Annotated in this window: 11 protein-coding genes; 4 read left to right on the top strand and 7 right to left on the bottom strand. The window is 70.4% G+C overall.

Annotated features, from left to right (window positions below; genetic code table 11):
* Positions 1–55: 55 nt before the first annotated feature.
* The 3 genes from ACE3OG_RS00710 to ACE3OG_RS00720 all read right to left on the bottom strand — a co-directional run bounded on the left by ACE3OG_RS00710 (position 56) and on the right by ACE3OG_RS00720 (position 2,762).
* Entirely contained in the window at positions 56–277 is a 222-nt protein-coding gene (locus ACE3OG_RS00710; RefSeq protein WP_374305091.1) for a DUF3311 domain-containing protein, read from the bottom strand.
* A gap of 83 nt (positions 278–360) precedes the next feature.
* Positions 361–1,866, bottom strand: coding sequence for a M48 family metalloprotease (locus ACE3OG_RS00715; protein ID WP_374305093.1), 1,506 nt, complete (start codon positions 1,864–1,866; stop codon positions 361–363).
* Positions 1,863–2,762, bottom strand: coding sequence for a hypothetical protein (locus ACE3OG_RS00720; protein ID WP_374305095.1), 900 nt, complete (start codon positions 2,760–2,762; stop codon positions 1,863–1,865). Before ACE3OG_RS00720 ends, ACE3OG_RS00715 begins: the two co-directional genes overlap by 4 nt.
* Positions 2,763–2,949: 187 nt before the next feature.
* On the opposite strand from ACE3OG_RS00720, the gene pyc reads away from it, so the two are divergent.
* Together pyc and ACE3OG_RS00730 are read left to right on the top strand one after the other, a co-directional pair.
* On the top strand, positions 2,950–6,393 hold the full coding sequence (gene pyc, locus ACE3OG_RS00725; protein WP_374305097.1) for a pyruvate carboxylase: 3,444 nt from the start codon (positions 2,950–2,952) through the stop codon (positions 6,391–6,393).
* Between the two features lie 54 nt (positions 6,394–6,447).
* A complete protein-coding gene (locus ACE3OG_RS00730; protein WP_374305099.1) occupies positions 6,448–7,575 on the top strand; it encodes a calcium:proton antiporter in 1,128 nt (375 codons plus the stop codon).
* Between the two features lie 6 nt (positions 7,576–7,581).
* On the opposite strand, the gene ACE3OG_RS00735 is transcribed toward ACE3OG_RS00730, so the two are convergent.
* From ACE3OG_RS00735 to ACE3OG_RS00750, 4 genes are all read right to left on the bottom strand, one after another.
* Positions 7,582–8,535 carry a hypothetical protein gene (locus ACE3OG_RS00735; protein ID WP_374305101.1) on the bottom strand — a complete coding sequence of 318 codons (954 nt, stop codon included), beginning with the start codon at positions 8,533–8,535 and terminating at the stop codon, positions 7,582–7,584.
* 81 nt (positions 8,536–8,616) lie between these two features.
* Positions 8,617–9,990 carry a hypothetical protein gene (locus ACE3OG_RS00740; RefSeq protein ID WP_374305103.1) on the bottom strand — a complete coding sequence of 458 codons (1,374 nt, stop codon included), beginning with the start codon at positions 9,988–9,990 and terminating at the stop codon, positions 8,617–8,619.
* Complete coding sequence (locus tag ACE3OG_RS00745) at positions 9,987–10,469, bottom strand: DUF6384 family protein (protein WP_374305105.1); 483 nt, start codon at positions 10,467–10,469, stop codon at positions 9,987–9,989. The genes ACE3OG_RS00740 and ACE3OG_RS00745 overlap by 4 nt, the downstream gene beginning before the upstream one ends.
* Positions 10,462–11,640 (bottom strand): cell surface protein, encoded by a 1,179-nt coding sequence (locus tag ACE3OG_RS00750; RefSeq protein ID WP_374305107.1) that lies wholly within the window; start codon positions 11,638–11,640, stop codon positions 10,462–10,464. The genes ACE3OG_RS00745 and ACE3OG_RS00750 overlap by 8 nt, the downstream gene beginning before the upstream one ends.
* A gap of 369 nt (positions 11,641–12,009) precedes the next feature.
* On the opposite strand from ACE3OG_RS00750, the gene ACE3OG_RS00755 reads away from it, so the two are divergent.
* Together ACE3OG_RS00755 and ACE3OG_RS00760 are read left to right on the top strand one after the other, a co-directional pair.
* Complete coding sequence (locus ACE3OG_RS00755; protein ID WP_374305109.1) at positions 12,010–13,242, top strand: aminotransferase class I/II-fold pyridoxal phosphate-dependent enzyme; 1,233 nt, start codon at positions 12,010–12,012, stop codon at positions 13,240–13,242.
* A gap of 101 nt (positions 13,243–13,343) precedes the next feature.
* Positions 13,344–14,510, top strand: a complete 1,167-nt coding sequence (locus tag ACE3OG_RS00760; RefSeq protein WP_374305110.1) for a hypothetical protein — start codon at positions 13,344–13,346, stop codon at positions 14,508–14,510.
* The last annotated feature ends 53 nt before the right edge of the window (positions 14,511–14,563 follow it).

A 14,563-nucleotide genomic window follows, 5' to 3' on the forward strand; every position in this document is an offset into this window, starting at 1 on the left:
CGCTGGATGTCTTCAGGAAGTTTCGCCGCCGGGAGCGCGGCGGGGCGGCTCGCGCCTAGTGATGCGCGCCGCCAGAAGGTCCGCTCTCGCGGCCGAGCGCGTCGTCCTTCACGGCGAGGTAGACGACGTAGATGAGGCCGGAGGTGATGGGCACGAAGAGCAGCTGATACCAGTAGAAGAAGGGGAAGCCGAAAAGGCGAGGCTCGAGGTGGTTGTAGAAGGGAACCCAGAGCAACCCGACGTAAGGAACGAGCAGCAGCAGCCAGAGCGCGCGCATGGGACGTCCTCGAATCGCCGTTTCTTTCGATGGTCGGTCGATGCTAGCTCAAGGCGGCCCCGATGCAATCGCGGATTTGCGGTTCAGGGCGCCTCGACGATCTTGTAGCGCTCGCCCGTCTCGACGCCCGCGCCCGCCTCGAGCCCGTTGATGAGCCGGAACAGCTCGGCTTTCGGCTCGCCCGTGGCCATCTTGTCGGCGATCGAGTCGACCGTGTCGCCGGGCTTCGCGGTCACGACGTCGAGGCGCTGCGGGCGGAGCGCGCGCAGATCCTCCGGGCTCGCGCGGCGGAAGGAGGCGAGCGCCTCGCGGAAGCGCTTCTCCGTTTCGGCCGAGGGTTTGCGCGCGGCGTAGATCAGCCGCACGAGCTCGCCAGGGTCGAAGCGCAGGATGGCGAGGCGGAAGCTCCAGTCGCCGGCCTTGGCGCTGGCGATCGCCGCCGGGACGCCGTTGACGTCGAGGGTCTCGATCGTCGCCGGATCGACTCCCTCGATCCAGTCCGAGCCCATGTAAGCCTCGAGCGACATGCCCGCCGGCGCCTTGACGCTGTCGAGCCGCAGCGCCTCGTCGCCGTCGGCCGAGACGCCGAGCGCCGCCTTCGAAGCGTTCTCGAGGGTGAAGCCGTCCGGCGCCATGAAGACGAGGCCGAGCCGCGCGTGCAGGAACTTTCGCCCGCGCGCCATGCCCTCGGAGGGCGGATCGCCGAAGGCGAGCCCGTCGATCGCCGAAAGATAGGCGTTGCGGTCGCGCGTCCCGACGCCGGGCGCGCCGATCTGGCGCGCCGCCGCGCGCGCGAGGCTCACCCGCTCGGGCGTCGACGGGTGGGTCGCGAGGATGTCGGGCCGCTCGGGGCCGGCGTTCTGGCCGATCAGGGCGCCGCGCATCGTCGAGGAGCGGCCGAGCGCGCTGAGGAAGCGGGCGGCGCCGTAAGGGTCGTAGCCGGCGCGCGCGACGGTCCTGATGCCGATCTGGTCGGCCTCGAGCTCCTGCTGGCGCGAGAAGGTCGCGATCGTGCGCTGCGCCGAGGCCTCGACCTCCTCGCTCTTCTTCTTGTCCTGCACGACGCTCGCCGCCTGGGTGATGACCGCGGCGCGCTTCTCCTCCTCCTCGCGGCGGGCGGCGTGGCGGGCGGTGAGGTGGGCGATCTCATGGGCCATCACCGCCGCGACCTCCGAGCCGTCGTTGGCGAGCGCGAGCAGGCCGCGGGTCACGAACAATTCGCGCGGCGGCAGCGCGAAGGCGTTGACGATCGGCGAATTGAGGATCGTCACGCGATAGGGCTCGCCCGGATGTTCGTCGGCCCTGGCGAGCTTGGCGAGGACGTCGTTCAGGTAGCGCTCGGCGGGCGGATCCTTGTAGTCGCCGTCGAACAGCGCCGACATGCGGGCGTGCTCGGGCGAGGGCTTCGTCTCGATCGCCGCCGGGCGGGGCGGCGGCGCGGGCGCCGCCGCCTGCGCCGGCGGCTCGCCCTGCGGCTCGATCGAGGCGCAGGCGCAAAGGCTGAGCGCGACGGCCGCCAGCGCGCCGGCGAGGCCGCGCCGCGAACGAAGACGCTCGATGACGACGAAGATCACGCGCCCCTCGCTCAACGCGGCTCCGGCGCGGCGGCGCCGGCGGCCGGCATGTCAGCAGGGGCGATCAACTCGATCTCCTCGGGCCGTTCGATCTCGATCCGCGGCCCGAAACGCAGGTCGAGCACGCCGCGCACGCGCACCTTCCCGCCCTTCAGCGCCGCGGGATCGAGGCCGGCCGCGGTGAAACGCTTCAGGTCGCGCCGTTCGATCGAGACCGAGAAATCGCGCCCGCGCCGCTCGCCGAACAGCAGCGCGACGCGATAATCCGACGTCTCGACGTCGACCACCTCGCCCTCGACGATCGCCGTGGTCCCGGCGCGTTCGGCGAAGGCGGCCCGGTCGCCCGGCGCGAGAACCGCATAATACGGATCGGCCCAAACGCCAAGGCCGGCGGCGCGCGCGGCGCCCTCGCGCCCGAGCAGATAGGCGCGGCAGCGGCGCGAGGCTTCGCCGGCCTCGAACCGCGCGAGCCCGGCCTCGAGCGCAACGCCCGCGACCGAGGCCGGCGCCTTCCCGGCGCCGACCGGCGCATAGGCCTCGGCGACGATCCGGCCCCAGCGGTCGGGCGCCTTGTAGAGCGGGACGAAGAGCGCGTCGCGACCCCCCAGCCAGCTCTTGAGGCGGCGCGCGGTCGTTTCGTCGAGGTCGGGCGCGTCGGGCGTCGGGCGAGGCGGGTCGAGGCCCGCGACCTTGACCCTGCGCCCGTCCGCGAGGATGAGTTCGAGCCGCGCGTCGACGTCCGCGACGCGGGCGGAGAATCGCTCGATTCTCTTGCGTCCTGCGGCGTCGGGCGGCGGATCGGCGCAATCCTGCGCCGCGGCTGACGCGCCCGAAAGGAGCGCGGCGGCCAGCAGGGCGCGCGCGCCGCTTCGGGTTCCGGGGCCGCGCGTCGGCGGGGGGCGGGTCCGCATGCTCGTGACGCTCGAGGCTTGCTTCTTGCTTCGACGGAGGTCTGTTAAGGTGGAGGCGGTCGCCGGCTCGCCGGCCGCGCCATTCCCTTATATCCTATCCTGCGCCTAAATGGGCGCGAGCTTGAACGTCGCCTTCCCGCCCCCTGCGGCCGAGCGGCCTTTCGATCCCAACTGACAGCGAGTACCCATGGCGCGCATCCGTCGTCTTCTGGTGGCCAACCGGTCCGAGATCGCCATCCGCGTGTTCCGCGCGGCGAGCGAGTTCGGCATCAGGACGGTGGCGATTTACGCTGAGGAAGACAAGCTCTCCCTGCATCGCTTCAAGGCCGACGAGGCGTATCAGATCGGCGTCGGCAAAGGCCCGCTCGAAGCCTATCTGTCGATCGAGGAGGTGATCCGCGCCGCGCGGCAGGCCAAGGTCGACGCGATCCATCCCGGCTACGGCTTCCTGTCCGAGAGCCCGGAGTTCGCCGAGGCGTGCGCGCAGGCCGGAATCATCTTCATCGGCCCCTCGCCGCAGACCATGCGCGACCTCGGCAACAAGGTCGCCGCGCGCGAGATCGCGGTCAAATCCGGCGCGCCGGTGATGCCGGCGACGCCGCCGCTCCCCGACGATCCCGCCGAGATCAGGCGGCTCGCCCGCGAGATCGGCTATCCGGTCATGCTCAAGGCGTCCTGGGGCGGCGGCGGGCGCGGCATGCGCCCGATCGAGAGCGAGGACAAGCTCATCGACCTCGTCACCAGCGCGCGGCGCGAGGCGAAGGCCGCCTTCGGCAAGGACGAGGTCTATCTCGAGAAGCTGGTGCGCCGAGCCCGCCACGTCGAGGTGCAGATCCTCGGCGACCAGCACGGCTCGCTCGTGCATCTGTTCGAGCGCGACTGCTCGATCCAGCGGCGCAACCAGAAGGTGATCGAGCGCGCGCCCGCGCCCTATCTCGACGAGGCGACGCGCCAGGGCCTGTGCGAGGCGGCGCTCAAGATCGGGCGGGCGGCCAATTACGTCAACGCCGGCACGGTCGAGTTCCTGCTCGACGCCGACACCGGCAAATTCTACTTCATCGAGGTCAATCCGCGCATCCAGGTCGAGCACACGGTGACCGAGGTCGTCACCGGCCTCGACATCGTCAAGGCGCAGATCCGCATCGCCGAGGGCGGGCGCATCGGCGCCCTCGACGAGACCGGGATCCCCGAGCAGAAGGACGTCAGGCTGTCCGGCCACGCGCTGCAATGCCGGATCACCACCGAGAACCCGGAAAACAACTTCATTCCCGACTATGGCCGCATCACCGCCTATCGCGGCGCCATGGGCTTCGGCATCCGCGTCGACGGCGGCACCGCCTATTCGGGCGCGATCGTCACCCGCTACTACGACCCGATGCTGGAGAAGGTCACCGCCTGGGCGCCGACGCCGCAGGAGGTCATCAGGCGCATGGACCGCGCCCTGCTCGAATACCGCATCCGCGGCGTCGCGACCAATCTCGCCTTCCTGCACAACATCATCAACCACCCGGCCTTCGCGGCCAGCGACTACACGACGAGATTCATCGACGAGACGCCCTCGCTGTTCGACTTCCGCAAGCGTCAGGACCGCGCGACGCGCCTCCTGACCTGGGTCGCCGACGTCTCCGTCAACGGCCATCCCGAAACGCGCGGACGGGCGAGGCCGCCGGCTTCGGCGCGCCCGCCGGTCGCGCCCTATGTCGAGGGCTCGCCGATCCCGGACGGGACGCGCCAGCGCTTGGAGGCGCTCGGCGCGAAGGGCTTTTCGCAATGGATGCGCGACGAGAAGCGCGTGCTCGTCACCGACACCACCATGCGCGACGCGCATCAGTCGCTGATCGCGACGCGCATGCGCACGCGCGACATCGTCGCCGCCGCCCCCGCCTACGCCGTCGGGCTGCCGCAGCTCCTCTCGCTCGAATGCTGGGGCGGGGCGACCTTCGACGTCTCGATGCGCTTCCTGTCGGAGGATCCCTGGGAGCGCCTCGCCCTCGTGCGCGAGCGCGCGCCGAACCTTCTGACGCAGATGCTGCTGCGCGGCGCCAACGGCGTCGGCTACACCAACTACCCCGACAACGTCGTGAAATATTTCGTGCGCCAGGCGGCGCACGGCATCGACATCTTCCGCGTCTTCGACTGCCTCAACTGGGTCGAGAACATGCGCGTTTCGATCGACGCCGTGCTCGAGACCGGAAAGCTCGCGGAAGGGGCGATCTGCTACACCGGCGACGTCCTCGACCCCGACCGCTCGAAATATTCGCTGCAATACTACGTCGGCGCGGCGAAGGAGCTCGAGAAGGCCGGCTGCCACATCCTGGCGATCAAGGACATGGCCGGCCTGCTGCTGCCGGCCGCCGCCCGCGTCCTCGTCAAGACCCTGCGCGAGGAGGTCGGGCTGCCGCTGCATCTGCACACGCACGACACCTCGGGGCTTTCGGCGGCGACGGCGCTCGCCGCCATCGACGCCGGGATCGACGCGGTCGACGCGGCGATGGACGCCCTGTCGGGGGCGACCTCGCAGCCCTGCCTCGGCTCGATCGTCGCGGCGCTGCGCCACAGCGAGCGCGACACGGGGCTCGACCCCGAGGTCATCCGCCAGCTCAGCTTCTACTGGGAGGCGGTGCGCATGCAGTACGCCGCCTTCGAGAGCGACCTCAAGGGCGGCACCTCCGAAGTCTATCTGCACGAGATGCCGGGCGGCCAGTTCACCAATCTGCGCGAGCAGGCCCGCAGCCTCGGCCTCGAAACGCGCTGGCACGAGGTGGCCAAGGCCTACCGCGCCGCCAACGACCTGTTCGGCGACATCGTCAAGGTGACGCCGTCGTCCAAGGTCGTCGGCGACATGGCGCTGATGATGGTGAGCCAGAACCTGACGCCGGCCGACGTGCTCGACCCCGAGCGCGAGATCGCCTTCCCGACCTCGGTCGTCGAGATGCTCGCGGGCGACCTCGGCCAGCCTCCGGGCGGCTGGCCGCCGGCGCTGCAGGCCAAGGCGCTGAAGGGCGAGAAGCCGATCGAGGGCCGTCCCGGCGCGCTGCTGGCGCCGATCGACCTGGGCTCCGCGCGCGTCGAGGCCGAAAAGCTCGTCGGGCGCGCGCTCACCGAGGACGACCTCGCCTCCTATCTCATGTATCCGAAGGTGTTCGTCGAGTTCGCCGGCACGGTCCGCCGTTTCGGCCCGGTCTCCGTGCTGCCGACGCCGGCGTTCTTCTACGGCATGCAGCCGGGCGACGAGATCGCCGTCGAGATCGAGCCCGGCAAGACGCTCGTCATCCTGCTCGTCACCTTCGGCGACGTCGACGAGGAAGGGCACAAGAAAGTGTTCTTCGAGCTCAACGGCCAGCAGCGCATCGTCCGCGTCAAGGACCGCTCGGCGGCGGTCACGGCGGTCGCGCGGCGCAAGGCGGAGGACGGCAACGACCATCATGTCGCCGCGCCCATGCCCGGCGCGGTCTCGACCATCGCCGTGCGGCTCGGGCAGGAGGTCAAGGCCGGCGACGTCGTGGCGACGCTCGAGGCCATGAAGATGGAGACGGCCCTGCACGTCGCCTGCTCCGGCAAGGTCGCGGAAATCCTCGTCGCCCCCGGCGCGCAGATCGACGCGCGCGATCTTTTGATGGTGATCGAGTAAGTTCGGGGCCGAATCGGGCCGGCGCCGGTCCGGCGGTTCGAGAGGAGGCGTCCGATGGCCGCGCGCCGTCATGCCGGATGGCGCGACGACTGGTTCCTCGGCGTCGCCCTCGCGACCTGCGCGGCGTTCTGGACGCTCGGGGGCGGCCTCGACGCGCGCCTCGCCAACCCGCTCGTCTTCGCCGCGACCTTCATCAGCCTGTTCGCGGTGATAATCGGCTCGGCCTTCAGCGCCGCGCGCCACGCCGAGCGCCTCGCCGAGATCTTCGGCGAGCCCTACGGCACGCTGATCCTCACCCTGGCGGTGACCTTCATCGAGGTCATGAGCATCTCCGCCGTGATGCTGCACGGCGACCCGAACCCGACGCTGGTGCGCGACACGCTGCTCGCCGTGGTGATGATCAACCTCAACGGCCTCGTCGGCCTGTCGCTGCTGATCGGCGGGCTGCGGCACAGGGAGCAGCATTACAACCTGCAGGGCGCCAACGCCTATCTCGGCGTCATCCTGCCGCTCGCCGTGCTCTGCGTGGTCATGCCCGGCTTCACGGCCACGACGCCGGGCCCGACGTACTCGCCGGCGCAGCGCTTCGCGCTCGCCTTCGTCTGCGTCGGCCTCTATTGCGTCTTCCTCGCCATCCAGACCGGGCGCCACCGCAGCTTCTTCGTCGACGCCGCAGAGGCGCAGGAGCCGCCGAATGCGCCGCCGCATGCGCCGGACCACGCGCCGCCGCGCTCGACGGGCTTCCACGCCGCGATGCTCGTCGCCTATCTCGTCCCGGTCGTCTATCTGGCCGAGCAGTTCGCGCATCCGGTCGACTACATCATCGAGACGCTGCGCCTGCCGACCCTCATCGGCGGCGTCGCCATCGCGCTGCTGGTGATCTCGCCCGAAGGGCTCAGCGCCGCCCGCGCGGCGCGCGCGAACCATCTCCAGCGCGCGATCAACGTCATCTTCGGTTCGGCGCTGTCCTCGATCGGCCTCACCGTGCCGATCATGCTCGTTCTCGTCTATGTCCTCGGCCTGCCGATTTCGCTCGGCGTCGAGGGCGCCGACCTCGTCCTGCTGGTGCTGACGCTCGCCCTGTCGGTCGTCACCTTCTCGAGCGGGCGCACCAACGCGCTGCAGGGCCTTTCCCACCTCGCGCTGTTCATCGTCTTCCTGCTGCTGATCGTGGAGGACTGACGCGGCTCAGCGCCCGCCCGCCTCGCCCCCGATCCACACCCGGTCGGCCTTGGGATCGAAGATCGTCGTGCCGAAGGTCTTCAGGAAGGACGCGCCGAGCTGCGCCGCCGGCGTCGACATGAGGGCGATGCCGCCGCAGCCGTTCGGGCGCTTGACGATCAGGGCGAAGTCGTCGACGCGCCGGATCGGCGCGCCCTGTTCGTTCTCGATCATCAGCGGCCGGCCGACCACCCTGTAGACGCGCCGGCTCTCGCGGCCGTCGCAGGTCGCGACCCAGATGTCGCGGCCGCGCTCGAGCGCGGCGCCGCCGTGTTCGAGCGCGTCGAAGAACGGCTCGTTGACGTCGACGCTGTGCGGCTCGAGCGAATCGTCGTAGCCCGTGTCGATCTGGGCGAAGGCGCGCAGCCCGCCGATCCGCACGAAGACGACGGGCACGTTGGGACGCCCCGGCGTCGTCCTGGCGAGGTCCGCCGAGAAGAAGCCGCGTTGCGAGATCGGCGTGAAGCCTCTCGCCTCGAGCGCCGCGCCGTCGCAGGGCTCTTCGCCGAGATAAACGTCCTCGTCCGAGATCTGAGCCGTGATCAGCGACAGGAAATCCGTGCCGATGACTCCCGAGAGCCCGCCCTCGGGCTGGCGCGACATGCGGTAGCGCCGCAGCGCGAAGGAGCCGCGCGAAAAACCGGGCAGGTCGACGTCCGCGCTGATCGGCCCGCGCGCGCCGGGAAAATCGTCCGCCGAGAGCGAGCTGCGCGTCGCGCCGTAGTCGATCAGGAACGCGCCTTTCGCGCCGGCGGCGGCGGCGCGGATATGAGTTGCGAATCCCCCGCCGGCCCGCACGAGGTCGAACCTGCGCCCCTGGCAAAGCGTCTCTTCGGCGCAACAGACTGAAATGACGGACCCCACTGCGGCGAGAATGGCGAGCGCGAAGCCCCGAAGGGCGATGGAGCGCGTCAAACTCATGGGGGCGTTCCCGGTTTCCCGGCGCCGCATTTCGAGGCGCCGAAAGCTGTGGACGAAAAGGCGCGCGAGGCGGGCGCGGGTTCAGGCGCCGCCGCCGCTTCGTCCGCCCCAGGGTCCTTGCGACGAGCCGGCGTCAGAAGGCGCGTCGAGCCAGCCGCCGCCGGCGCGCCGCCCGCGCTCGCTGTAGCCCTGCTGGAGCACCTGTCCGAGCACCGCCCCGGTCACAGCGCCCTTGAGGAAGCCGGCGAGCGCGTCGGCGATCGCGCCCTCGTTGGAGAAGCCCCCGCGCGGATTGTCGTAGCCGGCGCGGTGGAAGCGGGCGCGCTCGGCCTCGATCTCGTGGCGGCGCTGCGCCAACCCCCGCGCGCGCGACAGCAGGTCGACGCGCTTGCGCTGCGCGGCGGCGAGCGTCCTGTCGCCGGCCTCGATCTGGCGCACCAGCGCGTCGTCGCGGTCCGACATCGTCGCCGCGGCCTTGCGGTAGAGCTCGGCGACGGCGGCGCCGGCGTCCGCCTGCGCGACGAGGCCGATCGCCTCGTCCTCGACCTGCCGCTGGCGCGCGGCGAGCGCCCGGTCCTGCTCGGCGTCGAGCTGCGTCAGCGTCGCGTCGGCGGCCTTGAGCCTGGCGTCGGTCGCGAAGAGCTTTTCACGGGCGGCGCGCGCCTCTTCGATGAGAGGCTTCAGCCCGGCCGCCTCGAGCCCTTCCGCCTCGACCGCCGCCAGTTTTTCGCGCGCGGCTTCGCGCGCGGTCCGCCGCCGCGCCGCGTGTTCGCGCAGCAGGACGGGAATCTCGTTCAGCATCCTGTAGTTGGCGCGCGCGTCCTGATAGCCGACGAGCCTGGCGACGAGCCCGTCGAAATAGCGCGTCAGCCCGCCCGCGCGATAATCCCGTCCGCCGAAATCGCGCCGCAGCAGATACATGAACAGCGGATCGGCCTCGTAGGGCGCGCCCTTCGCCGCGCGGTCGGCCTCGGAGGACGCCGCCTTGCGCTCGGCGGCGTCGAGCGTGCGCTGCGCCTCGTCGAGCGCCTCCCTGGCCGCGAGCCAGGAGGCCGAGCCGCGCGTCTGCGCCTCGACGCCCGCCTGTCTCTCCTCAAGGGCGGCGAGCGCCGCCTCCGCCGCCTGCGCCTGCGCGCGGCGCTCCGCCTCGGCCGCGGCGCGGGCGCCCTCGGCCGCGGCGATCTTGCCGCGCAGGGCGTCGAGGGCGGCCTTTTCGCCGTCGAGCAGCTTCAGGGCGCGCGCCTCGGCGGAGGCGTAGTCGGGGACGACGCCCTCGCGCCGCAGCGCCTCCAGCCGCGCCCCGGCCAGCTCGCGCAAGAGCGCGCCGCGCGCGGTCGAAAGCCGGGCGAGCTCGGCGTCGGCCTCGGCGAGCTCGGCGCGGCATCGCTCCTCCTCGGCGCGCGCCGCCGCCGTCGCCTGCTCGATCCGCCACAGGGCCTGCTGGCCGGTCATCATGCGCGCGTTCCGGATTGATCGCCGCTTGCGCGAGCGCCCGCAGGCGCGGACGGCGCTCCCGTCAGGTGCTCGATGCGGATGCTCTCGACCTTGCGCTCGCGCAGCAGAAGAAAGCCGCCGAGCAGCGCGGCCGCGAGGACGAAGGCGGCGGCGAGGAAAATTCCGGCCTTTCGACGCGAGACCCAGAGCAGGGCGAGGGCGCGGGAGAGCCCGGGCCTGGGCGGAGCATAGACGAAGCGGGCGTCCTTCAGCGCGTTGACGCCCTCGTCGATCACCGCGTCGGAGACCTCGATCCCCTGCTCGCGGTAGATGCGGCGCAGACGGCTTTTGAGCTCCTCCTCGCGTCCCTCCTCGTCGAGCTCGCGCGCGAGGAAGGCGTCCTGCCGGCGCAGCGTGTCGACGACGTCCATCGCCAGCATGAGGTCGTCGAGCCTGACTTCGCCTTGCGGACGCGTCGTCGGGGCGGCCGCCTCAGCCATCGACGCCGAGCGCCCTGCCTTCGGCGACGAGGCGGGCGATCCGCCGGTTCCCCGCCTCCACGGCGTCGCGGATCTCGGTCGAGTTCCTCGTCGCCATCGCGCGCATCTCGTCGACGACGTCGAGCGCATGCTCCTGATAGGAGACGACGCTGTCGACGAGCTTCTTCACCGCGTCGGCGCGCACCGTCGGGCCGTAGCCCGAGCGCAGCGCCGCGTCCTGCACCGAGCCGCCGACCTCGGCGAGCGCCTCGAGCGACTTCGAGACGCCTTCCTTCATCGCGTCGAGGGTGGCGGTCGATTCGTGCAGGCCGAACAGGCCGCTGAACGAGGCGCGCAGCGCGGTCAGCACGCTCTCGTTGGTCGAGAAGAAGCTCACCGACTGGGCGTAGACGCGCTCCTTGGCGTGCGTCGTCTGCATCAGGCGCGCCATCACCACCTCGGAGGTGTTGTAGCCGATGGTCAGGTTGTCGGCGAGGTCCTTGGCGATCTGGAAGCGCTTCTCCTCGTCCTGCACGCGGTTCATGTGCGCGTCGCGGGTCATCTCGAGCTCGGCGCGCTCGGCGGGCGCCGTCCCGGCGAAGCCGGAGACCGCGTCGGCGGCCGCCTTGAGTCCGGCCTTGGCCTTTTCGAGCGACTCCTGCGCCTTCTCCTGCACCTCGAGCGCCATCACCTCGGCGTGCTTCAGCGCGCCGCGGAACTCGCGGTAGGCGTCGAGGATGCGCCCCTCGCGGCGGATCTGGTCGGCGGTCGCGGCCGCGACCTCGAGATAGGTCGCGCGGATCTTGTCGAACCTGTCGCCGACGTCGCCGCGCGAGATCTTCATCCAGACGTTGCCGACGCGCTCGAAGATGTCGATCTTGCCGTCGTCGAGCTGGTCGACCATGGACTTGGCGTCGTCGCGGATCGAATCGAAGCTCTTCGCGATGTCCTGGTAGCGCTGGCCGATCGACATCGAGGCCGTCTCGTCGCGCACCACCTCGTTAAACACGGAGGCTTCGCCGAGCGTCTTGGCGATCACCGCGATCTTGTCCGGCGCGAGGTCGGAGATCTTCTCGAGCAGGGCGTTGATCGGCGCCGGCTCGACCTTCGCCGGCAGGAGGCCGAGATCGCGCAGCGCGTCATTGGCGCGATCGAGATATTGCATCGGCGTGCGCAGCACTACGTCGTTCATGGGGCGTCCTCCTGCGCGGCCATTCTAGCCGCTCGCGCGCGGGCGCGAAATCGCGATGAGCGTGACCAATCTCAACGGTCTCGCCTTGATGCTAGCCGCTCGCGCGCGGGCGCGAAATCGCGATCGCGCGAAAAGCGGAGCGCGTCGGGCCGGCGGCGATTGTTACGTTTTGTAATCGGAATTGACAGGCATATTAACATTTTGAAAACTATAATCTTCCTAGCGTTGGCCCACCGCCGGCGCGCCGCGCCCGCCAATACGCTTTTGCTCCGCCGCCGCCTCGATGCTATTGCTCGGCCCCCAACGCCGCGCGGGCGCTCCATTCGGCGCGGGATCTCAAGCTCCTGAACCAATGGACAGCCGGCTTACGTGAGCAAGTTCAACAGCCTCGAAGACCACGCCACGCGCCGTTTCCGCCTCGCCGGAAAGGCCTATCTCGAAGGCGGGGACCCTTTCTTCGCGCCCGTCGACACGCTGCGGCGCGAGGCCGCCGCCGCCGGCCGGCGCTTCGTCAGCTTCGCCAATTACGATTATCTCGGCCTCTCGACGCACCCGGAGGTCAAGCGCGCGGCGGCCGAGGCGCTTGAGGCGCAGGGCGTCGGCGCGCTGGCCTCGCGCCTCGTCGGCGGCCAGCGCTCGCTGCACACGGCGCTCGAGCAGGATATTTCGCGCTTTCTCGGCGTCGAATCGACGCTCGTCCTCGTCTCAGGCTACCTCGCCAATGTGACGACGATTTCACATCTGCTCGGCAGCCGCGACGCGCTGTTCATCGACGAATTGTCGCACAACAGCATCGTCAGCGGCTCGAAGGGCGCCGTCGCGCAGACGGTGACCTTCCGGCACAACGACTTCGACCATCTCGACTTCCTGCTGCGCGAGCGGCGCGAGCGCTACCGCAACGTGCTGATCGTCGTCGAGAGCCTCTACAGCATGGACGGCGACGTCGCCGACCTCGAGCGCCTCATCGAGCTCAAGGAGCGCCACAACGTCTGGCTGATGGTCGACGAGGCGCATTCGGTCGGCGTGCTCGGCGACACGGGCCGGGGCCTGTGCGAATTCGCCGGCGTCGATCCGGCCCGCGTCGACCTCATCGTCGGCACGCTGTCGAAGTCGCTCGCCTCCTGCGGCGGCTTCGTCGCGGCGAAGTCGGCGGTGGTCGAGTGGATGCGCTACACGCTGCCGGGCTTCGTCTATTCGGTCGGCCTGTCGCCGGTCATCTGCGCCGCCGCCTCCGCCGCCCTGCGGCTCGCGCAGGAGGAGAGCTGGCGCGTGAGAAAGCTGCGCGAGAACGCGGAGGCCTTCGTCGCGCTCGCCCATGAGGCCGGGCTCGACACAGGGCCGGCGATCGGGCGCGGCGTCGCGCCGATCCTGTTCCCCGACAGCTTCGAGACGCTCGCGGCCTCCCAGCATCTCCTGGAGAACGGCTTCTACGTGCCGCCGATCATCCAGATCGGCGTGCCCAAGGACCAGCCGCGCCTGCGCTTCTTCATTTCGGCCGCCCATACGCGGGAAGACGTCAAGGGCGTGATCGACTGCCTCGCCGCCCGCGCCGCCGTCGCCAAGGAGCGGCCCGCCGCCGCCGGAGCGGCCCTCGCGCCCTGACGGGCGCGACGCGAGGCCTCGCAACATCCAGGCGCAGCCGCGAGGCTGCGCCTTTTCGCATCAGGGCGGCGCATGGCCGCAAAAGCGCCGGAGCGAGGAATTTGGACGCGAAAGCGCACGCAGGCTCGACGTCGCGGATCGAGGTCGTTCCGGCCGACGGCCTCAGGGCGTTCCTCGCCTTCTGCCGGCTGCCGCGCCAGCTCTACACGGGCCTGCCCGGCTTCGCGCCGCCGCTCGACGCCGAGCGCTGGACGCTGTTCGCGCCAAAGCTCAATCCGCATTTCAGGCAGGTCGAGGCGAAATTCTTCCTCGCCCTCAAGGACGGCGCGCCCGCCGGCCGCATCCTCGCGCAGGCCTACAAGCCCGACCATCCCGATCCGGTCGGCGCCTCGCGCGCGCAGTTCGGCTGCCTCGACGCCGTCGAGGACGAGGCCGTCGTCGCGGCCCTGACGGGCGCCGCCGAGCGCTGGCTCGCCGAGCGCGGCGCGCACGTCATCCACGGCCCCTTCTCGCCCTCCGTCTGGGGCGAGCCGGGCGTCCTCGTCAAGGGATTCGAGGCGCCGCCGATGATCTTCTCGGCGTGGAGCCCGCCCTGGCTCGGCCCGCTCGTCGAGCGGCTCGGCTACGTCAAGGCGCGCGACCTCGTCTCCTACAGCTACCATGTGACGGACAAGGACCGGACGGCGAAGCCCGTGATCATAAATCGGCCGGAGTGGCGCGACCGGCTGAAGATCCGCGGCTTCGACATGAAGAACCTCAAGGCCGAGGCGGCGATCATCGTCGACATCTTCAACGACGCCTGGGCGGAGAACTGGGGCTTCGTCCCGTTCACCCTTGAGGAGTTCATGTCGAGCGCCGACGCGCTGAAGCTCGTCATGCCGCCCGAGGGCGGCTTCATGATCGAGCTCGACGGCGAGCCGCAGGCCTTCGCCATCGTACTGCCCAACCTGAATGAAATCACAGCCGATCTTGGCGGCCGGCTGCTTCCGTTCGGCCTGCCGAAGCTTGTCTCGCGCGTGCGCGGGCACAAGTTCAGGTCGGGACGCCTGCTGCTGTTCGGCCTGCGCCGGGCGCTGCAGCGCAAGGCGGCGGGAGGCGCGGTGATCCTCGCCTTCATAGAGGAGATCAGGCGGCGCAGCTCCGGCAGCGCCTATCGGGAGGTCGAGTTCGGCTGGGTGCTCGAGGACAACATGGGCATGCGCCGGCCGATCGAGCTCGCCGGCGCGAGCCTCGACAAGATCCACCGCATCTACGAAAAACGCCTCTGACGCGGACCAAACGCCGCAGCGCCGGGGCGCCTGCGCTGGATCAGATCGACATG

Source organism: Methylocella sp. (assembly GCF_041905455.1).
Lineage (GTDB): Bacteria > Pseudomonadota > Alphaproteobacteria > Rhizobiales > Beijerinckiaceae > Methylocapsa.

Coding starts and splice junctions, on each gene's coding strand:
- ACE3OG_RS00710 (WP_374305091.1), bottom strand. CDS start 277: ATGCGCGCGCTCTGGCTGCTGCTGCTCGTTCCTTACGTCGGGTTGCTC.
- ACE3OG_RS00720 (WP_374305095.1), bottom strand. CDS start 2,762: ATGCGGACCCGCCCCCCGCCGACGCGCGGCCCCGGAACCCGAAGCGGC.
- pyc (WP_374305097.1), top strand. CDS start 2,950: ATGGCGCGCATCCGTCGTCTTCTGGTGGCCAACCGGTCCGAGATCGCC.
- ACE3OG_RS00730 (WP_374305099.1), top strand. CDS start 6,448: ATGGCCGCGCGCCGTCATGCCGGATGGCGCGACGACTGGTTCCTCGGC.
- ACE3OG_RS00735 (WP_374305101.1), bottom strand. CDS start 8,535: ATGAGTTTGACGCGCTCCATCGCCCTTCGGGGCTTCGCGCTCGCCATT.
- ACE3OG_RS00740 (WP_374305103.1), bottom strand. CDS start 9,990: ATGATGACCGGCCAGCAGGCCCTGTGGCGGATCGAGCAGGCGACGGCG.
- ACE3OG_RS00745 (WP_374305105.1), bottom strand. CDS start 10,469: ATGGCTGAGGCGGCCGCCCCGACGACGCGTCCGCAAGGCGAAGTCAGG.
- ACE3OG_RS00750 (WP_374305107.1), bottom strand. CDS start 11,640: ATGAACGACGTAGTGCTGCGCACGCCGATGCAATATCTCGATCGCGCC.